The sequence below is a fragment of the Pedobacter sp. MC2016-05 genome (assembly GCF_026239735.1).
In the GTDB taxonomy this organism is placed as follows: domain Bacteria; phylum Bacteroidota; class Bacteroidia; order Sphingobacteriales; family Sphingobacteriaceae; genus Pedobacter.
In genome coordinates this window covers 25848-49248 of the sequence record NZ_JAPIVT010000021.1, presented here as the reverse complement: position 1 = coordinate 49248, position 23401 = coordinate 25848, and the positions used below count along the sequence as shown (strand labels likewise).

Below are 23401 nucleotides of genomic sequence, written 5' to 3'. Positions count from 1 at the left end.
CTTCGTCCTTCACGTGAAAACAGAATCGTGATGCCGGCTGATAACGTTGATTTTTAAGATCCCCAGCCAAGCTGAGGATGACGCCGGTTCATTTTGGCATTTAAACACCTATTACGTCAACAAACCTGCAGCTGTAAAATTGATTTTACAATGCAATACGTTCATTTTAGGCTATTGTTTTTTGTATCGATAATGATTATTATTGATTACACACAAAAACACAACACAAATGAAACCTAAATTAATCATCTTGGTGCTTCTATGCGCCATCAGTTGGCGTAGCCATGCGCAAACTGAAAAAGGTTCTGGCTTCGCCGGAATAAGCCTGAGCTTCGGAACCTCGAAACAAAACGATGCTACAGCCAGTATTAACACCTTTACGGCAACGCCGAGGGGCGGCTATTTCATTGCAAATAATCTCGCTATCGGGCTTGAAATTCCTTTAAATCTTTCAAAGCTTCGCGGTGAAAGTTACATTACATGGGATGAAGAAGATGGGCGCTACGAAGACCGTTATGGTCCGAAAGAATTCAGTTTCGGGCTCTCGCCTTTCATTCGCAAGTACATAGAGGTTAAAGAACGATTCAAATTTTTCGTTCAGGCGAATCTGCTCCTGCAAATTAACACTTTCAATCGAGTAGATGATGCAGGTTATCTGATTCGAACAGATGCACGAGCAAAAGGTTGGGGCGCTAGCTTAGCTCCTGGCTTCACCTATCTATTATCTGATGATTCAAGCCTCGATTTTTCATTCCCAATCTTAAGCTTTTTCCACCAAAATTATTATGCCGAAGAATCACTATATAATTTTGATAAGAAAAATAACCTGAGACTGGCACTTGATAACTTCACACCCACTTTTACCATAAACTTCCACTTCTAAACATACTCATATGAAAAATTTGCTAAACCAAGTTATGGGCTTAAGAAGTTCCGTTGTAGTTATTCTGCTAGTCATTACTATGCAGGCAAATGCACAAAGATTCCGTGGGAAAATAGATTATTACAGTAGTGCACTATCTGAATTTGATGGAAAAATTAAATCCATTGATGATGTACAGATTGAATATTATCTGAGTGCACTTTCTGAATTTAATGGAAAAGTTAAAGCCATTGGAAATATTTCAGTAGAATATTACCTCAGTGCCATACCAGAGTTTAATGGTAAAATAAAATCTATTGGCAATAAAAATGTAGAATATTATTTATCTGCCTTGCCCGGAATCACCGGTAAAATAAAATCCATCGGTTCCATTAAATTCGAATACAATTTTACTAATTCTCCAAAAAGTGATGGCAAGGTAAAATCTATTCAGAATGAAGGTGACGATCTGGATTCTGAAGATGCATTAGACAATTACTATTTAATTGAACGGTTAAATCGCCAATAATTTAAGATTTAGAAGTTTATAGGATGTATCATAAATCAATATCCCCCGAACGTTGTCGCGTTGAGCCTTTCAAAACGGCTACAAGGCTTTAGAGCAAGTCGGACGATAGGTTCGGGTTATCATTTAATATATATGATACATTCCTCTTTTTTATTTAATATACACTGAAAACCCATTTAAACCATAAGCCGACAGAATTTATTCCGTTATAATTTCCTTAAAAATCTTTTCTTATATATTTCCATCGCCAAATCGGCTTGCTAAATATCCTTATAGCAATTACATCCTGTAATACCAGCTTTATTAAAGCTGCATTAAATTTAAATTTTTCTTTGTAAACGGTTATCTCCTATCGGGATAAATTATTTTCCAACAGACGCACTAAGCTAGTTTCTGGAATACAGGCAGAGAATGAAGACCAGAATTTATTAATTACCCATAAAATCAATTGTTTAAAATGAAAAGAATTATTACTTGCTTATTTTTACTGGTTTATTGCTTGCACACAGGCAAATGCACAAAGTGATGCCTACAAAGGCAAAGACGATTTAAGATTTCAGGTTGGTGCAAGTCTCCAAAAATGGGGTACCGGAATTGTGACTACGCTTGATTATGGCTTAGGCCAAAGCTTCTCCATCGGCGCACAGGCCGGCTATTTACTTGGCGTAAAATCTTTTGATGGGATAGAAAAACCAGGCTTCGGCGACCGTTTTGATCTTAAAGCCAGATTTAACGCAAATTTAGGAAGTGTGATTGGCTTGCCCGCTAATGTAGACTTATACCCTGGATTAAATCTGGGCCTAAAAAACTTTGGCGCTCATGTTGGCGGAAGAGTTTTCTTTGATAAAGGCTTCGGGCTTTTTACAGAAGCGCAATTTCCGATTGCAAAATATAATGATGATGCAATCGGCTATGAGCGATTGAACAATCAATTCTCTTTTAACATTGGCGTTGCATTCGATTTAGGAAAATAGTATCCTAACAAATCGCAGTTTTCAGTTAAAATTCAACCATTTAAAAGCATTGGCATTTGAGCCGATGCTTTTTCATTTCCCCAAAATTAAACATTTCACTAAAACCACCTAAAAAGCTAGTTCTTGTTTTTTTTTGTGTTATAATTGCGCCAAAATATAAACACATAGAATGAAAAAACAACTATTATTAGTAGCAGTATTATGTACTGCTGCATTTATTTCGAATGCTCAAACCGATAAGGGCAACACGATGATTGGTGGATCAATCGGGTATGGTAAAAATGAGCTGAAACCAGCCAATACGACAAATTATGGCGCTAGCGAATCTACTTTTTTCAATGTAGTGCCAAGGGTTGGCCACTTCTTTAGCAAAAATCTAGCAATTGGTTTAGGCATTGGCTACAATGAAACAAAAAATGTATCAGATCAATTTTTCACTATCGGCAATACGCCAATAGTAACTACTTCAATTCAACGAAATAAGTCATTTAATGTCGGCCCGTTTGTGAGATATTATCTAGATATTACAGATAAATTCAAATTTTTTGGCCAGGCTAATTTCGATGTTGCATTTGGAAAAATTAACCAATCACTTAGCGGAACCGGCAACTTCGATTATCAAAGTGTAGTATCCAAATCGACAACCTACAACGCTTCAATTAACCCTGGTTTCGCGTTTTTTCCAGCGAAGAAATGGGCAGTTGAGTTCTCTTTTCCGCTGCTTGCGTACAGCAAACAAAACAGTAAGGGCGATGATGATAATCAAAACGTAACCGCTTATAAAAGCAATAGTTTCACTTTTGGCTTAAATACATTTTTACCTAATTTAGGTTTCAATTTCCATTTTTAGAAATTTATCCCGCCTGGATAACGGCGGGATTTATTATTTTTTATTGCTTTCAATATTTGGCAAAAATCCGGTTAGTAATCCTATCAGAGGCAAAAAGGCACAGATATTAAAAACATGTTCAATACTGGTAGCATCTGCAAGTTTACCTAAAAGTGCAGAGCCTATCCCTCCCATTCCAAAAGCAAAACCGAAAAACAATCCAGCTACTAAGCCAACCTTCCCAGGAATCAATTCTTGTGCATAAACCAGGATGGCAGAAAAGGCCGAAGCCAAAATCATCCCGATAGGAACGATTAAAATACCTATCCAAAATAAATTGGCATGAGGTAGCAATAATGCAAATGGTGCTGTGCCTAAAATTGAAGCCCAAATCACATATTTACGCCCAATTTTATCGCCAATTGGACCACCTAATAACGTTCCCGCAGCTACCGAAAATAGAAATACAAATAAGTAAATCTGCGAGGTTTGTACAGAAACGTCAAATTTATTGATGAGGTAAAAAGTAAAATAGCTGGTTAGACTGGCCATGTAGAAATATTTCGAAAAAATAAGCAACAACAGAATAACTACCGAAAAAACAATTTTAGTTCTCGAGAATTGATTGGCGACAGTAGCAGCAGCAGCTTTTTTGCTTCTGGAAAGGACAAAATCTTTGTACCAATTACCTACATAACTCAAAATCACAATGGCCAATAATGCGATGATAGAAAACCAAACCACACTAAATTGGCCATAGGGTACAATAATCCAAGCAGCTAAAAGCGGCCCTAAAGAGCTCCCTGCATTTCCACCCAATTGGAAAACCGATTGTGCCAAGCCTCTTTTCCCTCCAGATGCAGCATGCGCCATTCGGGATGCTTCAGGGTGAAATATAGATGAGCCGACACCGATTAGCGCCACCGAAATTAACATGGTGTAAAAATGGGTGGATTGCGACAAGGTAATTAAGCCGATTAAAGTGAAACCCATGCCGACCGCTAGTGAATATGGTTGCGGTCTTTTATCAGTATACATCCCTACAAATGGTTGCAATAAAGAGGCGGCCAGCTGGAAGGTTAGCGTAATTAAGCCAATTTGAGAGAAATTGAGTTTGTAATTTGTTTTAATGATAGGATAAATCGCCGGAATAAGGGATTGAATCGTATCATTTAATAAATGTGAAAAACTTAAGGCAAACAATATCGGGAATACTGTTTTTTCGATAATGGCTTTTGAAGGATTCTGCTCGTTCATAAAAGGAAATAAATACGATGTCAAAAGTAGTGATAAAAATTTCTAACTTAATTAAGCGCTACAGCGTGACTCTCAAACATTTTTACCGAGATGTGGTTTAATCCTTATGGAAAAAAACAGAAAAATTGTGGGCCTTTGTGGAAGCCTTAGAAAAGGCTCTTACAACGCTATGTTGCTTAAATTTGCTGGAACGTTAGTACCAGAGGGTACAGAATTTGAAATCGTTTCTTATGATGATGTTCCGGTTTATAACGCTGATTACGATACACCTGAAATGCCAGAAAGACCATCAAACGTAGTCAAATTTAGAGAAGCTTTGGCTCAGGCAGATGCTTTTATTATTGCCTCCCCAGAGTACAATTATTCTGTTCCCGGAGGTTTGAAAAATGCAATTGATTGGGCCAGTAGAGGAAAAGATGCGCCATTAATGCACAAACCCGTTGCGCTACTAGGTGCTACTCAAGGCATGTGGGGTACAGTTAGAATGCAAACTGCATTTCTTCCAATTTTTACTTTTTTGAATATGAACCCCGTTTTGCAGCCGGAAGTTTTAATTGCGCAAGCACAAGATAAATTTGATGAAGAAGGAAATTTAACAGATGAGAAAACCATCAGTTTGATCAAGAGAAAGATTGAGAACTTGATTGTCGCCTGTAAGGTTTAAGAGATTCTACAAAAGATTACAGGCTCTTCGCTTGAAATGATGATTATTATCCGTTGAGGTTGCGTAGCTTGTTGAAAGATCTGGTTAATTATAGATCGGGTGTTTCGACAGGCTTCACAGGACAGCATTTGGGAAAAATGGTCATTATGATACAGCCTTCTCACTTTGTAAGTAAACAGAAATTGCTTCTCACAGTTGTGATTTTATGTTTCATTAAATGAACCCGCAGCACGACTGCAAATCTTAAATCATATTGAAGGCTCAGCTTTAATATCCTCCACTACAACTGAAAAATTCCTTTCAGTGATATTCCTAAAAGATGTCAAAGCTTCCGAAAAAAGCTGACATGAATCGAAAATAAAACTAATTTGTCAATTTGGCACCTATAAAAAATTAATCACTCGATTAAGTTTTAGTCACACAAAAATAATAAAGAAATAACCTCCATTTTATATCTAATTCGCTATTAGGCGATTGGCTAAAAACTTATTTTTTAGTGACGCTGACAGTATTTTTTGGCACTGACATTGACTTTTAACCAAATATAGTCAGAAATTAAAAAAGTAAAACTGACTGTTTTTTTTAAATAAAAAAATAATAAAAAAAGATGAAAAAACTATTATTATCAGTAGTAGCAGTTGCAGGTTTAGTGTATGGAGCAAATGCACAAACAGAAAAAGGAAAAGTAATTTTAGGTGGTAATGTGGGCTTCAATTCTACAAAAGTAGAAGGGGCGGCAAAATCTGATGTTAGCTTCAGCGTAGTACCAAGTGTTGGTTATTTTGTTGACAATAATTTCGCAATTGGTACCGGCGTAGGTTACAATTACAACAAACAAGTAAGTGAAAATAGCTTAAACCAGGCATTCGTAGTAGCACCTTTTGGCCGTTACTATGTTGGTTTATCAGAACAATTTAAATTCTTCGGACAATTATCAGTTCCGATGGCGTTTGGAAACAATAAAATAGTGAACGACAATGGCGATACTGGTGCTAGAGTAGCCTCTACAACCAGCATTGGTGTAAACATTGCACCTGGTTTTGCTTTTTTCCCTACCAAAAGAATTGGTATCGAAGTATCAGTTAACGGTTTAGGGTACAATAACCTAAATGTTAAAAATGAGATCACAGGTGGTGAAGTTTCCTCAAACTCATTCGGTTTAGAAGCAAATACTTTCGCTCCAAAATTGGGCGTTCAGTTCCACTTTTAATCGGAACGTTTTGTTTTAAAAAAGGCCTCAGGTTCGCAGATTCTGAGGCCTTTTTTTTGCTTTCGTCATTTCGACCGAAGTGGAGAAATCTTTAAAAAATGAGTAACACCCTTAAATAAATTCAGGAAGAGGAACGGGTGAAAAAAAATCAATGAACTGCTGATTCTTATTTCTTTTCTCTTATCGCTTTAAATTCCGATCCATCTTTCCACTTCGGATAAACATCTTCATTACTTAAACGGTAACCCATATCAAAAACCAATCTCACGTCTTCTACAATTCCTGATAAATCCCAGGTTTTTGCATCAAAATTATCTTGCGGTGAATGATATCTGAATTTGGTAAAATCAGATACTTGTTTTAAACCCCACTCCCGGCCATTCTTTATATTATCAACTCCAGAACCTGTAAATAGCGATGGTACACCAACTTTCGCTAAGTTAAAATGATCAGAGCGGTAGTATAAACCAGAAGAAGGAACCGGATCTGGAACCACAACCCTACCCTGCTTTTTAGCTGAAGCAGAGGCGTAATCTTCTAACTCAGACTGACCGAAGCCATAAACCACAATGTCTTTGGTTTTGCCAGCAATCCCCATCATATCCATATTGATATTGGCAACCGTTTTATCTAGAGGAAAAGAAGGATGTTTGGAATAGTATTCTGATCCCAGTAAACCTTGCTCTTCCGCGGTGTAGGAGATGAACAAAATAGTTCTGTTTGGTGCTTTTGGCAACTTCTTAAATGCCGAAGCGAGTTCGAACAATGACGCTATACCAGTTGCATTATCAACTGCACCATTATAAATGGAGTCTCCCTGAATCTTCTCACCAATGCCTAAATGATCCCAGTGAGCTGAATAAATAATAGCCTCATTTTTTCGGGTAGTGCCCGGTATTTTTGCCAAAACGTTATAAGTAACCGACTTTTTGATCGTATTCTTTACGACTAAGGAAGTGGTTGCATTTAAATCTACCGCCTTAAAATTTTTGTTCCTGGCAGCCGAAAATAAGGCATCACTCTGACCAGCCATTTTGAAAAGTGCCTTGGCCTTATCTAAAGAAATCCAACCCTCAATAACCGTTCTATTCATGCCGTTATCTACCGATTGCAAATTCAGTTTCGATTTCGACCAGCCACTGCGCACCACTGTCCAAGGGTAAGCTGCAGGTTCAGTATCATGAATAATTAAAACTGCCGCAGCACCCTGCCTCGAGGCTTCCTCGAATTTATAAGTCCAGCGACCGTAGTAAGTCATGTTTTTACCTTTAAACAAAGTCGAATCCGAAAAGCCCGGATCGTTGATCATAACCACAACCGTTTTACCTTTCACATCCAAATTTTTATAATCATCCCAGCCGTATTCTGGAGCTACAATGCCATAACCAGCAAAAACCAAAGGCGAATTTTTTATGTTCACTTCATCTTGTACACGGCGTGATCCTGCAACGAAATCCGTTAAATAATCCAGAATTAAACTCCCTGATTTCCCTTGAATTACCATCTTACTTTCAGGTACGGATTTAATCTCCACCATAGGCACTTCCTGAAAAAAGCTATCGCCATTGCCGGGTTGTAAACCTAATTTTTCAAATTCCAGTTTCAAATAATTAATGGTCTTAGTTTCGCCACTGGTAAAGGGTTTTCTCCCTTCCAGGCTGTCTGCAGCAATTGCTGATAAATAATGAGTTAAGCTCGAATCGTTGATGGCTTTGATGGCCAGCGAATCTGGGCCGTTGCTAATACTATTTTCTTTTGCCTGCTTGCAGGAGTGAGCAAACAAGGCAATTGCCACCCCGTAAAATAAGATTTTGTTCATTGAAAATATTTTAAGCTGGTAATTTAAGAAAAAATAGCGATTCGATGTTTTAAGGATCTGGAGCGCACCAACAGAAGCATTTTTTTGATTTAGCTTCCCGCTATCCATCTTAAGTTTTAAACATCGATAAGCTGGCGATAGGAAAGTAATTACAAATCAAAACTTAATCATTACTATCGGGGCTAGATGGCGAGAACAGTAAAATATTAAGGCTCCAGATGCGAAACGATTTATGGTTTCCCCCTATTGCGATCGTGCAAATATTCTCTATTTTAGTAGAATTAAATTATATCTGAACGCTCTTATCATTTTTTCCAATTTTAGTATGAGCTGATTTATTTAATAAGATATTCGTAAAGCCATGTTTTTTTTGAGGTTTTATGCACTGAATATATTTTAGATTTGCGCAATTGCGTAAAGATAGATGTTAGCTGATATTTTATGACAGAACCTTGGACAACAGAAGAAACAAATGAATATGACAAGTTATTTAGGACTTGCCAGACTTTAGTTGGACAAAAAATCGAACGAGTTATTTTTTATTTGGACGAAGATGACATTGATTTTAATGAACAGCCAAACGCATACGTTAAAAGCCTTTTGAATGCAATCGAAATTAAAATTTCTGGACAGACATATTGTTTAGGTAACTTATTCTTTGGTAAAAATTATAATGGACTGAATATTTTAGTTGGGAAAACCACTGATTTTGAAAACGTTGAAGATAAGAAACCTGTTGTTTACCCTTCTGAAATTGTTGGACAACAAATTACAAATACCGCAATTTATTGGACGAAATCGAATTGGGGAAAATATTTTGTTCCACAAGAAATCGAATTTAGAACTGAAAATAGTTTTTTAATTTGTTCAGCAATTGAAGTAAATAATGGAGAAGTAAACTGCCCTTTAACAGATGAAATTCTTATCGCTGAAAATGACTTGGGCTTGAAAAAATTTCAACTTGGTGAATACGGAATTGGGACAAATGAAAGATATGTATTTGACAGTTTAGACGAACTAACGAAAAAGGAAATAAACATCAGCTAACAAGGGTTTTGCGTCAGGCGGGCAGAAGTGCAAAATTCAACAGCAATTTTTCAATTGAACATTAGTAATAATATCAGCTTCTGTGGTTCGAAATCCCGCCCGAACGCCAAGCCCCGAAACGTTAGCTGCAAGCTTAAAAACCAACATTATGTTCAAACGACTATTTCAAAAACGTAAATCTGACGGACTTTCCAAAATTGAATATTGGAAAAAATGGGAGTTGTTTGAATTGTTTGACGAGTTACACAAAGCAGAAAATCTTTTGATTGATATTTTAGATAAAAAAAGGATGACGAACTCAATAAATTCAAGAACGAATTTATTGAAGACCTATATGAAATTGAAGGAGATAATGTTGCAGACTTCACAAGAATTTGGGAATGGTTCACACCGACAAAAGAATGGGAACTATTTTGTGACTACACGGACAGAAATTAGGTATCAACATATTTCGCATAATTGACAAATGGAAAAGAAATCAAGATTTTACTGCTGGAACCAAAGTTATGCTCAATGATGAATTTGTTGTTGACAACTGAAATAAAACGAGAATTTAAGACCCCTTTGGGAGTTATTCGTTGCGGATTTATCTGTAAAGGACGAGACCGTGCTATTGAAACACAGAAATATGAAAACGGCAGTTCGGAAATTTTTAAAACAAACGGACACAAAATTGAAATCGTTTCATTTAAAATAAAAGTCCCGCTTTATAATGGCGACAGCTTGACTGACAGTTTCGGCTGGATTTTTAGGATTGAAAAAACGACTTCAATTGTCGAAAAGCTTGAAACCTATTGTTTGCTTGACAAAATCAATGACGAAATAACCTTCGACACAGCGACGGGAGAACACCTGGACGCGATACAAGCAGACAATAATGAATGGACATTGCATATTGGAACAGAAGACGGAGAAGTTTTAAATTTAAGAGCCGAAAATGACGACTGGTTTCCACCAAGACTTCAAAACAAAGTAGATTTCTATCAGTCAATAACAGAAATGAAACAAAATGGATTTGTGACAAAAATTCCCGACCTTAATAAAGGAGAACAAATTTATATACAGTATTTGACAGCATACGATAAGAGAGATGAACAAAAAGTAAACACTTGGCTTGCGGTGGACGAGTTTAAAAGAAAATTAGAAAACTGGATTGGAATATGATAAAAAATATGCCCTATAACACGAGTTTCGTAATCTGCAGATAGTTCAGTGGTAGCTGAAAGTTTTGTGTTCCGCAGAAACACTTTGTTGAAAAAACATAAATGAACTTCCCTGTTAGAAAAGCAAAATGAACCTACATAGTTCATCTCCTGCTGCGCACTATCAATATAAGATAAACATTTGGCTGTAGTTTTACAGAACCGATCTTAAAACAATATCAAAATGGAGAAAAAAATAATCTTAACCATAATTATTGCAACGTTTCTAACAATTATGGGTTGTAGAAGCGATAAAAAAGAACAACCAAAAGATGCTATTGTTAAAGTACAGAAAAACCGTAATCCACAAAATGACAGCCTAAAACGGGAAGACACCCTAACTGAAGACAAAAAAGATCCGAATATCAATCCTGTTTACACTTCAAAGTCTATCAAAATTGAAAATGCATTAATAAACGGACATAAAGTGATATTATCTAAAACTCAATTTCACGCCATATACCCGAGAAACGATTCGGTAAAAACGACGCTCTGGGAATGTGGAAATCCTTTCGAATGGTTGGATAAAGAATGGATGATAAAAAAGTATGGCCCTGCAAGTAAAGAAAAAGGAACGTTTGAAAGATTCAACAGTGAAATTACAACTATCTACCTGAAAAAAATTGAATATAATACTAACAACCACCTGGTATTATTTGATCGGGCTTCTGCTGAAAACAATTCTTTTAAAATAATCAGTCAGAATATTACATTAGATAGGAATACAACTCTGGAAGGATTCAAAAAAATATTTCCGAATGCGGAAATTGAAAAATTAGCTAATAAGAACGAGGTTAGAGCCAGATTTTCTTTAGGAGAAAAGAGAGATGATGCCTTTTTATTTTATTTCAAAAATGGAAAGTTAAATTACTTTACTTTATGGTGGCTTTTGTGTTAAAGAACAAGGTTGGATAAAGGTTTAATGAGGGTAGAGGTGGCTGGTTTGAGGATGAACAAGTTTTAGAAGTGGGTAAAGGTTTAGGCTTGTTAATGATCGGAGCAGCCAAGAAATTGACTACAGGAAAATCTTTTGGGATTGATATTTTTATACTTATGACTTATTCAACCATTCGATTGAACAAACGAAAATAACTTCTGAACTTGAAAATGTATCGCAAAAATAGAGATACTAATAGAAAACATACTTAGAACTAGTTTTGGCGACAGTTCGTTTGAAACGTTTGAGGCACTTGGCCTGATGGTAACAAAAGAAGGTGCTTATGTTTTCTATACTCTTCCGTCTTTGATAATTATTGTTGCTACAAAAAAATAGAAAGGTCGCAAACGAGGTGTTATTTAGGCCATAGCACTACCCTTTTTAGACTCGAACTACTATACCTATTGTAGAAATCAATTAACCTCCTACAATGATTTTATTTATATTAAACCTCATATCATTATATTCTCTAATTGATTTTCAAACATGAAGGAACGGATATTTTGTGAACTGATCCATTCAAAAGATTCGTAAAACCACCAATTTGTTAAAAATTTACGAATGTTATTTAATTCGGCTTTGCGAAATGCGTAAATTTAGATATTATAGGGCATTTTAAAATGACGACAACAACTTGACAACAAAGCAAGAATATAGAAAATTTTTAAACGACAATTTCAAAGGACTAAGAATACGAAAACCTTTGTTTTATAGTTGGGACTTCGGACTTCGTTTTGACTTACAAGTTGGAGAAACCTACACAGACGAATATTTTCAAGAAGTAATAAGACGAGCTTCGACAATTTTTCAAACTGCCTTTAACAATTCTGACAAAGTGTTTTTGGTTTTTATGGACTACAAATACAAACGAAGAAAAATTAGATTTTCAAATTTCACATTTAAGCAAATTGAGAATCTCCAAAAGACTGAAATCAGCTACTCAAGAGAGTTTCGACTTTATGAACCAGAAGATAAATTTGACATAAGAAGTGTTGCAGTTATTAAATTAACCACTGACAGAATTGATTATAAGAATATTCTAACAGCAATTGGACATGCTGACTTTCCGCCAAAACAGCCACGACTTGACCAAAACGGATTTCTAACAGGAAAAGAAATTTACTTTGTAAACATTGACAAGAAACTTATCTTTCATATGTATGACGACAGAGGACTTGACATTATTTCGGCAGAGAAAGAAAAATTAAGACCAATTTATAAGGAGCATAACAATTGGATACTTGACTATGACAGAAAGCAGATTGACAAACAGTTCGATTAGAAAAACGCCCTATAACACGGGTTTGGCAAAAGTGGCGGTTCAGTGCTCCGCAGACACATTTGTGGTTAATCAAAGTTTGGTTATCCGCATCAACATTTTTGGTGAAAGTCGCCACCTTCGCCAAGCCCAAAAACGTTATAAGTAATGCTGTAAGCCGTGCAAAAATTTCCGACAAACATACAAATCAAATTTTTTAAACTCCTCAATAACAAATTATCAGTTGAGGATTTTGAGCAATGGGTTTACAAGACAACAGAGATTGAAACCCATTTCGATCCAGCTGACTATATAGAATTCATTTCTTTATATTTCAAGGCCCGCCACTTCATTCATGAAATGAAAAAAATCGTTGACAGGTACTTGGATTATGGAGAATTTGAGAAAAGGAAAATTGACAAAGTACTGAATGACCTCATTAATAAAACCGATGATTTTGCTAAATCACTCATTGCCAATTACAGCCGTTTCGCAAAAGCGGGGGGTCGTGCTTCTATGAAAGTGAAGTGCTAAATCTAAGCTTTGTCCAACTAATGAAGTTTAGTACTAAAATCGCCAGCATTTCAAAGCCATGAACCGTTAAAGCATGCTAAATTGCTCCAATCAATCAAAAATGTTAACACAAGAATTTGAACAACAGATAAAAAGGCCTGATAAAATACAAGATGCTTTGAATTATATTCTTTGTTCCTCTATGATAGTAGGTGGGCTTTTCTTTTTCTATAAATTTTTTCAATCAGTAAAACCAAATAGTGAAACATATCAAGTTATTTTTCCAGCCTTATTTCTATTAATTCTTGGCGGTTATGGACTATGGAGGATATCGAAGGATTACAAGATTGTTAAAGTTTTATCCAACCAGACCTTAGAGTAAAAGAAGAAAATAATTGAGGAATTCATAACGACCATAAACATTAAAAGTTTGTCGGTCGAAAAAGACATTTATAAAATTCAATACAGAAGTAAATTATGGGTTTCAGTAGATGTCTTTATCGCATTTGACAATGATTTTTATTATTTAAATGCAAAAAAGCCTCTGACTAAGGAAGTAAAGGAATTATAGATTTCGGAATTACTAGTAGGGGTTTAAAAAAGTTAGAAAATTATTTTACAGGTAAAGCCAGCTTATAGCAGCGGCTTTGCAAATTGTTGGGCGACAAGCGATATGCGAGTTTAGTAATTATTTATTACGTTAGCATAGGATAATTTGTATGCAGCCTATAAAGTACATATCTAATTAACCATTTATATTTTTAAAGTTCTGTGGATACAGGTCTTTAATTTTCTTGTGGTTTATGGACATAATATTTTCCAGCGTGTATTTAAGCCACTTGTAGGGATTAACCTCATGTTTTTTGCAGATCGCAAAGAAAGAATAGATCATTGCTGATCTTTGCGCCGCTTGGTGGCTTCCTGCAAAGAGATAGTTTTTCCTGCCCAGGCTCACCGGTCTTATTGCATTTTCTACCAGGTTATTGTCGATTTGAAGGCTGCCATCATAAAGGTATGCACTTAAGGCATCCCATCTTGCATAAGCATAGGCCATTGCCTTTCCAATCTGGCTTTTGGGCAATGTTATCTTGATTTCTTCAAAGATCCATTTGCCGATATCATTCAACATTGGTAATGATTTCTCCAGGCGGAGTTCTTTTGCCTGATCTGCAGATAAACCTTGTTCTCTGATTTTTCGTTCCACAGCATAAAGCTTCTGGATCATCAACAAGGCTTTTTCAGCTCTTGGTTTATCATTATCAAGTGCTTTTTCAAACTCACGTCGGGCATGGGCCCAGCAGGCCAGGTGTATGATATCTTTGCTTTGTGCATATTTTTGGTATACCGCATAGCCATCAGTCTGGAGGTAGCCCTTGAAGCTGCCCAGGATTGGTACAGGCGCACTACTCCCACGGGTAGGACTGTAATCAAATAATACGGTTCCATCCAAGGGAGAATGGTAGACCCAGTAATAACCTTGATGGCAAGCGCCTTTTTTTCACTATCCATTACCCTTATCGGGGTTTCATCGACTTGTAGATATCCCTTTGTTTTTGTGTCGAAGACGAGCTGATCATATAGTGGTTCAAGTTTTTCGAGTGCCTGTTTTGTCCAGCCTTCGATTGTGGAAGAAGGGATCTGGATATTCTCCCTGGCGAAGCGCTGCTTCTGCCGGTAAAGGGGAAGGTGGTCGATATACTTGTCGGTAAGTATGGAGGCCAGCAAACCTGCTCCCGGTATTCCCTTATCTATGACACGCTCGGGCAGTTCTGCAATACTTACCCCATCCCCGTTTTTTCCTGCGTATTTGTAGCGGATATAACGCTTGATGAAAAAGCGTGCCGGTTCACATTCCAGTTCCTCGGTAATTTCTTTTCCAATACACACCATTTCTGTAAGATCACCCTGTGGATGGATCTCAATCTCTTCTACGGGAAGGTGGGATGGTAACTTTGCACGTCCATGGTGATTGGGGCGTTTGCGCACATATTCTATCTTTTGTTTGACCTCTTCCTGCTGTAACAGGGTCACCTGAACAGGAGTTTCAAAGGGAAGCATTGCCTGGTTTGGATCACCCTCAAAGCGTTCACGCTTCTGTCCGAACTGCATGCGTTTGTACATGGCAACCTGTGCTTTCAGGTAGTCTACCTGCTCACCCAGCGCCGAGATAGTACTGTGATTTTCAAGAATGGCAGTTTCATTATTGAGCATAATCTTTTCATGGTCCTGAATAACTTTCTCATGATTCTGAATAACTTTTTTATGCTCGGAAATAATCTGATCACGGGCGGAAATGATCTTTAAAAGATCTTCCTTTGATAAGTTTTCCAGTGCCGTTTCCATACCATAAAAATACAAAAAAGCCATGGCTTGGGCAAGTAAAAAGTGTGTTTTTAGACTAATGAATACCGTTTTTTCGTTATACTCCTCACCACGTGTATACCTTCAACCATCAGAACAAGATCGCTCCAGGATATAAGATTACCATCTTTGGTGGGACGGCGAAAAGTACCACTTTCAAGTCTTTTATAATACAGTACAAACCCTCCATGCTCCCAGTGGAGAAGCTTGATGCGTGTGCCACTTTTATTAAGAAAAATGAACACATCCCCACTTGTAGGGGAGCTGCCCAGCTCGGAACTAACCAGCCCGCAGAGGCCGTCAAAACTTTTGCGCATGTCACAGCCGGGCTTATAGAGGTGATAAATATGGGAAGAACTCAATGAAAATATAGCTAGTACAGCTTTATTAAATGCGATAGCATTTTCAGGTCATTACCGGGTGCCTTGATAATTACTCCGTTTGGGTAAACAACCTCTACAGCTGTCGAAATTGTAACTGGAGGGATGGTAACTCTAACAAAATTGGGAACAGCTTTTTTTCGTCTATTGCGCGATACCCAGTTGGCAAAAGTGGTACGTTTGACTCCAAGGGTCTTACAGTATTCATTCTGGCTAAGCCCACTGGTGCGCCAAGCCTCAACTGCTAACATTTTTTCTTCTGATGTTCTCATATATTTCTTTTATGCAAAGAAAAACATCGTGAAAGTTATTTAAAAGATGTAATTGGTAGGCTGCTTACGATAATTTCATTAAGTAGAATTAGAAATTCGCAAAGCCCTGAAACGTTATTCGTCAATCCAAGACAACCGTAAACCAACAAACAACAGACTATGGAAGTGTTACTTCACTTTGTATTTGAACTATTAAAAATTTCAATTTTAGGGAGCATATATGCGTTCTTAACACTTGAAACTTTTAAAATCATCGGACATTATAATCCAGATAGTTGGTTTGATAGAGTTTCAAAGAAAAAAATGCAGCTTTGGTTTATAAGTGGCTTAATTATTTCGATTACACTTTTCATTTTTATGTTCACTCATTATGGTGACCATGGACTAGGTGACAGTGCAAGAATTCCACTTCGACATCAGCGTGAAATACAGGAAACCAACGGAACTCAAGCATACATTCAAGGAACAGGCATAAGTGCGTTGGTTCTTAATAAATTTATAATTACAAACGATTTCGTGTATGGTTTGACAGACGCAAATGAAAATTATGATGAAAAATATTTTGTTTATGATTTAGCAGATAACAGTGTTCATACATTTGAACAGGAGAATGGTTATTTAAATTTCTTGACAGCTAAAAATCTTGACACAAGACCAGACTACAAAGACTTTAGCTATTATTACAAACAACACTGGAGCGGTTGGAGATATTGGACTTTACCCTGATCACAGCGATAAAATATAGGCCGAAAGAATTGAAGCGGTCTGGCAAAAGTGGCCAAAAATTCATCTTCAACCTTTCCAATCTTTAAGTAATTTTACCTAATCTTCACCAAGCCCCGAAACGTTATAAGCCATCTAAATACAATTATGGACAGACCAATTATCATAAAAATTATTAGCGGGCTAATTAACATGTTGACTGGTTTGGTTGCCGTGACAATTGTGTTATACCGACAAGACTGGTTTGGCAAAAGTGACACTTACGCTTTTCTTTTCTGGACTGTTCCCCTCGCGGTTGGACTTAGCGTAACTGGCAACACAATCGTAAATCTGTTTCGGACAAAACATTTTCTCTTACGACTCCTCTTTATCGTTTTAACTGCTGGACTACTTTCAATCGGCTGGGCATATTGTGTAGCTTTAGTTTTAGGACCTTGGATTGGTGCTTTTAGCATTCCGATTCTTTATTTATGGATCGGCGGTTCAATTTTTCAACTTCTATTTCTTTGTTGGCGTTTACCAAAACAGACGCAAAAGCCAAAAGCTTCAAAGGTTATACTTGGCCTGCTTTCATTTCCGCTGACATCAATTCTTTTAGTTATCAGTATGTATTTATTTTCTTTTGTAAGTTCATATTTGACACAGCCAGAAAAAGAAACATATCTAATACCCAATGACTTTGAAGGAGAATTCAGAGTCGTTTATGGAGAAATGTGTGGCATCAACCCACCTTTTGAAAACGACCGAAGAGTTTTAAATATCCCCGAAAACGGAATATTAATCATTCAACCGAAGTTTGAAGCCGGGACTATTGATCATGAATATTTCCTCGTTGACAAAAAAGGAAATCGAAAAAAAATAAATCGGCTTTGGGATTACAAACAACAGACGACAGAATTACCAGGAGTATTATTAGGTGGCTCAGGTAGTGTGGGGAGAGCAATGCCGGATGGAGCTTCATCAAGTGATTCTCCTTTAGCAATTCATTTCACAGACTTTACTGTTTTTAATAAAGACACAACTGTAAGAGACGAAAGAGAAGAACTCAAATTTCAACAACGATTTGACTCATTGACCAACACGTTAGTAAACGAATGTAGAAAGAAAACCGGCATATAACAGCACCTTGCCAAAAGCAAGGCGGATGTGAGAATAGGAACATCAAGGTAATTAATAAACAGTAGTGGTAATTTGCTAGGTTCCGACAGAATATTTATTTTACCGAAACAAGTTGTAAACTATCACCCTTTTTTCTTTAAGATTATCTGTAGTTGCATCTTTTGATTCCCAATAAAGTGTGATTACGCTCCTAACAACAATACATGAATAACGTAATATTTAGATTTTGGTTAACTAATATCCTGACAGGCATAGCTTTATATATCTTCTTTAGAATTGTGATATCGGAAACAAATCATGAGGACGGAGATTTTTGGATGTGGCTTTTACAGATTTTAGACATACTGTTAAACTTAGCCTATTCGTTTATATACCTAATCGCAATGGCGATTTGTTCATCAGCGATTTTCCTTAACTTGATTGATAAAATAAGAAATAATTTTTACCTCTCGGTATTAACATTTCTAGGATTACCAGTATGCGGTGTTATTTTTATTGCAGGAGTAATGATACCTGAAAAGCTTTTAGAACACGACGAGGTTACCATATTTAGAAATCTGTTAACCTTCTCGATAGCCTATCTACTGTTTACCACCCTGCAATTCCTGCTATTCAGAAGAAAAATAAACAAACCGGATTTTAATGAGGTAAAGAGCTATTGAGAAAAGATTAGGTTAAAGAACATCATTAACCTTTTCGTTTAAAAACAGGAAGAGGATGTCAAAAAAGATATGACACCCTCTTAAATACTGAATTAAAAATTTTAATAATTACTTTCCGGTTTTCTCCACATCCCGATCCATCTCTACCAAATCAACTTCCGCCGGATCAGAAAAATCGCCAATCAGGTACTTGTTAAAATGGTCTGCTAATTTCCAGAAGGCATATTCTGTCATATCGCCGAAACCGTGGCGTTGACCAGGGATTATCAGAAAATCGAAGCGTTTGCCAGCTTTCATTAAGGCATTCGCAACCCGAATGGAGTTTGCCGGATGCACATTGTTATCTACATCGCCATGCATCAATAATAAATGACCTTTTAAATTTTTTGCCAGATCAGGGTTTTTGTCAATGCTATATTTAAATGAAGTATCACCTTTTAGAGATACAATTTCCTTTACACCATGGTGCTTTTCACTCCACCAACGGTTGTAAATACTATTGTCGTGGTTACCCGCATTAGAAACTGCTGCTTTGAAAAAGTTAGGATAAACCAACATGGCAGCGGTAGACATAAATCCACCACCTGAATGACCGGTGATGCCTACTTTTGTATCATCAATATAGTTGTATTTAGCGGCGAGTTGTTCAATTGCAGTTTTCTTATCTGCCAAACCATAATCGCGAAGGTTTCCGTAACCGTAAGTGTGGTACCATTTCGAGCGTGAAGGGTTTCCGCCACGGTTACCAACTGTAATCACGATATAACCAAATTGCGCCAGGCGTTCAGTGCGATCCATTGATTTACTGAAAGCTTTATTTACCGCTTCCGTTTGTGGTCCAGGATAAACATATTCAATAATTGGATATTTCTTATTCGGATCAAAATCAAATGGTTTGTACATTACACCATAGAGATCGGTAATTCCATCATCAGCTTTAACAGTAAAAGGTTCAGGAAATTTATAGCCTGCAACCATTAATAGCGATAAATCAGCAGTTTCCAGGTCCATTACCTTTCTACCGTTTTTATCATTTAAAGTAGATTTCGGCGCCGTGTTTACCCTCGAATAATTATCAACGAAAAAAGTGTTATTATCATTCATACTGATGGCGTGATCGTAATCGCCGGAATTTAACAATTTAAGGTTGGAGCCATCAAAATTGATGCTGTACAAATGCAAATAATATGGATCCTCTTTAGCCTCTCTCCCATTGGCTGTGAAATAAAGTATGCGATTTTTTTCATCGATATTCACAATGCTCTCACAGTGAAATGAACCTTTGGTGATTTGATTTTTCAGTTTGCCGTTTCCATCGAAAAGGTAGAAATGAGCCCAACCATCGCGTTCACTCCAGTGGATTAATTCTTTGCCGTTATTTACTAAACCAGGGCGATTAACCTCTATGTAAGTATTAAATCGCTCATCAATTAAGGGCTTAACTTTGCTCGTGGCGATATCAATTGTTCCAATATCAATTCGTTTTAAATCGCGGCTGGTACGTGAAAAATAAAATCTGCTGTCATCACCTAACCAGATCGAAGGACGAAATTCATTATCACGATCTTTTTCCAGGGAAGGTTTGCTCCAAACGGAAACACTTTGATCTTTAAAGGCTGAAACATTTAATTTCTTAAAGGATTTCGCTGCAAAATCGAACAACAAAATCTCGTCTTGAGGTGCCTCAGCTTCTCCCGGCATTTGGTATTTATAAGTTTCTAAAGTTGGGCGACCAGGTGTAACGCTATTAATTACCCACAAATCTTTAACCTTGCGGGAATCGGTACGATTTAGGATGAAATATTTAGCATTTGGCGACCAAAGTACATAAGCACCCCTACGCTTTTTATTGTTTTTTTCGTTTTCTACATTGTTTTCACCATCTCCATCACTTCCATAAGAATAAAATTTAACGCCATCTTTTGTAAGTTGATGTTCAACAATGGTACTATCCTCTTCGTTTTTAACGGCCTTTTTATAATTATCCTTATCCATCCAATACAGGTTGTAGTTCCGGGAAAAAATAATTGCCGATGAATCTGGCGCAACAGCTCCCCAACTTGGTTTTGGTTTTGGTTTGCTGAAGTTTGCAACCTCGGTGAGTTTAGCCGTAGCCAGATCATATTTAAATGAAAAGATTTTCTTCTGTAATGAATCGGCCGCTTTTTTATCTTTACGATCGGGCTTTACTTCATCGATGGAGCTTTTAACCTCAAAAGAAACACTTTTCTCATCGGCAGCAAATTTTAGATTCTCCAAAGGCAGGTGCTCCGCATCAAAGGGATCGCGTACAATTAGCGTAATGTCTGCAGCAATTTTGGCATTATCAAACATTAATTTTTTGCTTTTGGCAGCCGGATCCACTACATACCAGAATTTTCCTTTCGGACTTTCAAAAGTGTACCAAAAACGATTGCTCAATTTTAGCCAATGTGGGTCTACTGAGGTAGAATACACCATTTTCTTCAACTTATTTGGCGAAAATCGCGAAGCAAGTTGATAATTTGCCTTAGGTTGAGCTGGATTGTTTTCGGTTAAAGTAAAAGTTTTATTTTGTGCCGTTACCGCTAGCGATAAAAACTGCGCACAAAGAACGAGTTTGTAAAGTTTGTTCATCAAAGTGGGTTATGAGCCGCTAAATTATTTAATAAAAGCTGATTATATCCCCGCAGATTGTAATAAAACAGTTAGCTAGCTTTATTTTCTCATTGTGAAAATATTTATCAACAACGGTTGTTTACCTGTATAATAACTTAGCAGAATTTATAGTTTTGTAGACATATACATAAATATGAAATACAAATTATTGACGATTATATCAGCTGGAATAATATTATTTACAAGCTGTCAATCTAAATCTCAAACCAGCGATGTTGATGGTAAGGATTCTACAGCACAAGCATCCACATCGGTAGAAAACACGGAAACTGCTGCTGATGTATCGAAGATAAAAGTGGCAGATGCGAAAACGATTCTAGCCAGGAAACAAGTGCCTATTTTGTGTTATCACCAGGTAAGAAACTGGAAACCAACTGATGGCAAAGTGGGTAAAGATTATATCGTAGAGATTCAAAACTTCAAAGACCAAATGAAAATGTTAGCCGATAGTGGCTACCACACCATTTTGCCCGATCAGCTTTATGCCTACCTAAATACGGGTGCAGCCCTACCGAGCAAGCCTATCATGTTAACTTTTGATGATACGGATTTAGATCAGTTTACCATCGTAAACCCAACTTTAAAGAAACTAGGCTATAAAGCCGTCTATTTCATCATGACTGTTTCCATTGGCAAAAAAGGAAAATTTGTTGATTACATGAGCAGTGACCAGATTAAGCAACTTTCTGATGAAGGAAACGTGATTGGTTCTCATACCTATGACCATAAAAACTTTAAAAAATACGCAGGTAAAGATTGGGAGGAGCAGTTAGATAAACCAACAAAACGTTTAGAAGAAATTACGGGTAAAAAAATGACGGAGTTTGCTTATCCGTTTGGATTATGGAATGCCGAAGGAATTCCTGAATTAAAAAAACGTGGTTTTAGAATGGCTTATCAACTATCTACCAAACGCGATGAAAAGGATCCATTATTTACCATCCGTAGAATTATTGCAAGCGGCTATTGGAGTCCTAAAACATTAAGCAACAGCATTAAAAATAGTTTTTAATAATCATAAACCTCGTCGAAAGTCGGGGTTTTGTTTTATAAACGAAGTTCAATTGAATTTGATTTAAAGGTCCGTGGTTTAAAATCTGGCATTAGTAATAAAGAATAGGATGCCTTTGAAAAAGAATTTATTTTATCTGAAAACGCAGTATCTTTGATCAGTAAAATACATCAAAAATTGATCTCGAATCTCAAACAAAATGCTCAACGCCTTCTGCTGATCACATCGATTGGATTAACATTAGCTTCGTGCAACAGCAATAGCGCTGAAAAAAAATCTGAACAAAAAAATAATGCAGTTACAGCTGTACCCGACACCACAAAAGCCGAAGTAAAACCCGCTGATGCGAAAACAATCCTGGCCCGGAGAGAAGTGCCGGTATTATGTTATCACCAGATTAGAAATGCTTTAGCCAGCGATAGCAAACGAGCTGGTGATGATATCATTTCTCCTGATAAATTTAAGCAACACGTCAAAATGCTGGCCGATAGCGGGTACCACACAGTGCTTCCCGCTCAACTTTACAATTATTTGGTTTATGGAACTAAACTACCTGAAAAGCCAATCATGATCACTTTTGATGATACGGACATGGATCAGTTTACAGTTGGGAATTCTACCCTTAAAAAATATGGTTTTAAAGGGGTTTATTTCATCATGACGGTTTCTATCGGAAGAAAAGGCCGCATCAGTTATATGACCAAAGAAAACATTAAGCAATTGGCTGACGAGGGAAATACCATTGCCAGTCATACCTACGATCATAAAAACTTTGCACAGTTTACCGAAGAGGATTGGGAAACCCAGATAGACGAACCGACAAAAAAACTTGAGGAGATAATCGGGAAAAAGGTCGAATATTTCGCCTATCCTTATGGCGTTTTCAAAGCGGCAAATTTGCATAAACTGAAAGAGCATGGATTTAAAGCGGCTTTTATTTTATCTACAGCAAGGGATGAGAATTATCCACTTTACACCATCCGCCGCATCATAGATCCAGGGAGATATTCAGCTAAAAACCTGTATTATAGCATTAATAAAAGCTTTAATAAAACAAAAAGCTAGTTCTATCTGTAACTGATGTAGATTAAGATAAAACCTTTTTATCCCTCA

Annotated in this window: 22 protein-coding genes and 1 pseudogene; 17 read left to right on the top strand and 6 right to left on the bottom strand. The window is 36.9% G+C overall.

Going from position 1 to position 23401, the window contains the following annotated elements; translation table 11 throughout:
* Nucleotides 1–229 precede the first annotated feature (229 nt).
* From OQZ33_RS20480 to OQZ33_RS20465, 4 genes are all read left to right on the top strand, one after another.
* Nucleotides 230–883 (top strand): hypothetical protein, encoded by a 654-nt coding sequence (locus OQZ33_RS20480; RefSeq protein ID WP_265801261.1) that lies wholly within the window; start codon nucleotides 230–232, stop codon nucleotides 881–883.
* 10 nt (nucleotides 884–893) lie between these two features.
* Entirely contained in the window at nucleotides 894–1391 is a 498-nt protein-coding gene (locus OQZ33_RS20475) for a hypothetical protein (RefSeq protein ID WP_265801259.1), read from the top strand.
* A gap of 494 nt (nucleotides 1392–1885) precedes the next feature.
* Nucleotides 1886–2365 (top strand): DUF6646 family protein, encoded by a 480-nt coding sequence (locus OQZ33_RS20470; RefSeq protein WP_322975106.1) that lies wholly within the window; start codon nucleotides 1886–1888, stop codon nucleotides 2363–2365.
* 169 nt (nucleotides 2366–2534) lie between these two features.
* Entirely contained in the window at nucleotides 2535–3215 is a 681-nt protein-coding gene (locus OQZ33_RS20465) for an autotransporter outer membrane beta-barrel domain-containing protein (RefSeq protein WP_265801255.1), read from the top strand.
* Nucleotides 3216–3248: 33 nt separating this feature from the next.
* Here the strand turns inward: OQZ33_RS20465 and OQZ33_RS20460 are convergent, their stop codons facing one another.
* On the bottom strand, nucleotides 3249–4451 hold the full coding sequence (locus OQZ33_RS20460) for an MFS transporter (RefSeq protein ID WP_265801254.1): 1203 nt from the start codon (nucleotides 4449–4451) through the stop codon (nucleotides 3249–3251).
* A gap of 106 nt (nucleotides 4452–4557) precedes the next feature.
* On the opposite strand from OQZ33_RS20460, the gene OQZ33_RS20455 reads away from it, so the two are divergent.
* A complete protein-coding gene (locus tag OQZ33_RS20455; RefSeq protein WP_265801252.1) occupies nucleotides 4558–5115 on the top strand; it encodes an NADPH-dependent FMN reductase in 558 nt (185 codons plus the stop codon).
* 607 nt (nucleotides 5116–5722) lie between these two features.
* Nucleotides 5723–6325: an outer membrane beta-barrel protein gene (locus OQZ33_RS20450; RefSeq protein ID WP_265801250.1), complete on the top strand. Its 603-nt coding sequence runs from the start codon at nucleotides 5723–5725 to the stop codon at nucleotides 6323–6325.
* A gap of 166 nt (nucleotides 6326–6491) precedes the next feature.
* Here the strand turns inward: OQZ33_RS20450 and OQZ33_RS20445 are convergent, their stop codons facing one another.
* Complete coding sequence (locus OQZ33_RS20445) at nucleotides 6492–8144, bottom strand: M28 family metallopeptidase (RefSeq protein ID WP_265801248.1); 1653 nt, start codon at nucleotides 8142–8144, stop codon at nucleotides 6492–6494.
* Nucleotides 8145–8585: 441 nt separating this feature from the next.
* Here OQZ33_RS20445 and OQZ33_RS20440 point away from each other — a divergent pair, with 441 nt between their 5' ends.
* The 6 genes from OQZ33_RS20440 (at nucleotide 8586) to OQZ33_RS20415 (ending at nucleotide 13483) form a co-directional block, all read left to right on the top strand.
* The gene (locus OQZ33_RS20440; RefSeq protein ID WP_265801246.1) at nucleotides 8586–9191 is read left to right on the top strand and encodes a hypothetical protein; all 606 of its coding nucleotides are present in this window, start codon (nucleotides 8586–8588) and stop codon (nucleotides 9189–9191) included.
* Nucleotides 9192–9650: 459 nt separating this feature from the next.
* Nucleotides 9651–10355, top strand: coding sequence for a hypothetical protein (locus tag OQZ33_RS20435; protein WP_265801244.1), 705 nt, complete (start codon nucleotides 9651–9653; stop codon nucleotides 10353–10355).
* Between the two features lie 222 nt (nucleotides 10356–10577).
* Nucleotides 10578–11291, top strand: a complete 714-nt coding sequence (locus OQZ33_RS20430; RefSeq protein ID WP_265801242.1) for a hypothetical protein — start codon at nucleotides 10578–10580, stop codon at nucleotides 11289–11291.
* Between the two features lie 673 nt (nucleotides 11292–11964).
* Nucleotides 11965–12612 carry a DUF3885 domain-containing protein gene (locus OQZ33_RS20425; RefSeq protein ID WP_265801240.1) on the top strand — a complete coding sequence of 216 codons (648 nt, stop codon included), beginning with the start codon at nucleotides 11965–11967 and terminating at the stop codon, nucleotides 12610–12612.
* A 156-nt stretch (nucleotides 12613–12768) separates the two neighbouring features.
* Nucleotides 12769–13122 carry a hypothetical protein gene (locus OQZ33_RS20420; RefSeq protein ID WP_265801238.1) on the top strand — a complete coding sequence of 118 codons (354 nt, stop codon included), beginning with the start codon at nucleotides 12769–12771 and terminating at the stop codon, nucleotides 13120–13122.
* Between the two features lie 100 nt (nucleotides 13123–13222).
* Nucleotides 13223–13483, top strand: coding sequence for a hypothetical protein (locus OQZ33_RS20415; RefSeq protein WP_265801236.1), 261 nt, complete (start codon nucleotides 13223–13225; stop codon nucleotides 13481–13483).
* A 363-nt stretch (nucleotides 13484–13846) separates the two neighbouring features.
* Here the strand turns inward: OQZ33_RS20415 and tnpC are convergent.
* The 3 genes and pseudogenes from tnpC to tnpA all read right to left on the bottom strand — a co-directional run bounded on the left by tnpC (nucleotide 13847) and on the right by tnpA (nucleotide 16114).
* Nucleotides 13847–15444 (bottom strand): annotated as a pseudogene (tnpC, locus tag OQZ33_RS20410) (IS66 family transposase).
* A 50-nt stretch (nucleotides 15445–15494) separates the two neighbouring features.
* Nucleotides 15495–15824, bottom strand: coding sequence for an IS66 family insertion sequence element accessory protein TnpB (tnpB, locus tag OQZ33_RS24595; protein WP_416338769.1), 330 nt, complete (start codon nucleotides 15822–15824; stop codon nucleotides 15495–15497).
* An 11-nt stretch (nucleotides 15825–15835) separates the two neighbouring features.
* A complete protein-coding gene (tnpA, locus tag OQZ33_RS20405) occupies nucleotides 15836–16114 on the bottom strand; it encodes an IS66 family insertion sequence element accessory protein TnpA (protein WP_265801234.1) in 279 nt (92 codons plus the stop codon).
* A 159-nt stretch (nucleotides 16115–16273) separates the two neighbouring features.
* On the opposite strand from tnpA, the gene OQZ33_RS20400 reads away from it, so the two are divergent.
* The 3 genes from OQZ33_RS20400 to OQZ33_RS20390 all read left to right on the top strand — a co-directional run bounded on the left by OQZ33_RS20400 (nucleotide 16274) and on the right by OQZ33_RS20390 (nucleotide 18618).
* On the top strand, nucleotides 16274–16840 hold the full coding sequence (locus OQZ33_RS20400; RefSeq protein WP_265801232.1) for a hypothetical protein: 567 nt from the start codon (nucleotides 16274–16276) through the stop codon (nucleotides 16838–16840).
* 144 nt (nucleotides 16841–16984) lie between these two features.
* A complete protein-coding gene (locus OQZ33_RS20395) occupies nucleotides 16985–17956 on the top strand; it encodes a DUF6843 domain-containing protein (protein ID WP_265801230.1) in 972 nt (323 codons plus the stop codon).
* A gap of 203 nt (nucleotides 17957–18159) precedes the next feature.
* Nucleotides 18160–18618 (top strand): hypothetical protein, encoded by a 459-nt coding sequence (locus OQZ33_RS20390; protein WP_265801228.1) that lies wholly within the window; start codon nucleotides 18160–18162, stop codon nucleotides 18616–18618.
* Between the two features lie 108 nt (nucleotides 18619–18726).
* Here OQZ33_RS20390 and OQZ33_RS20385 read toward each other — a convergent pair whose 3' ends face one another.
* Entirely contained in the window at nucleotides 18727–21234 is a 2508-nt protein-coding gene (locus OQZ33_RS20385; RefSeq protein ID WP_265801226.1) for a S9 family peptidase, read from the bottom strand.
* A 175-nt stretch (nucleotides 21235–21409) separates the two neighbouring features.
* On the opposite strand from OQZ33_RS20385, the gene OQZ33_RS20380 reads away from it, so the two are divergent.
* On the top strand, nucleotides 21410–22288 hold the full coding sequence (locus tag OQZ33_RS20380) for a polysaccharide deacetylase family protein (RefSeq protein WP_265801224.1): 879 nt from the start codon (nucleotides 21410–21412) through the stop codon (nucleotides 22286–22288).
* Nucleotides 22289–22441: 153 nt separating this feature from the next.
* Nucleotides 22442–23353, top strand: a complete 912-nt coding sequence (locus OQZ33_RS20375) for a polysaccharide deacetylase family protein (protein ID WP_265801222.1) — start codon at nucleotides 22442–22444, stop codon at nucleotides 23351–23353.
* The last annotated feature ends 48 nt before the right edge of the window (nucleotides 23354–23401 follow it).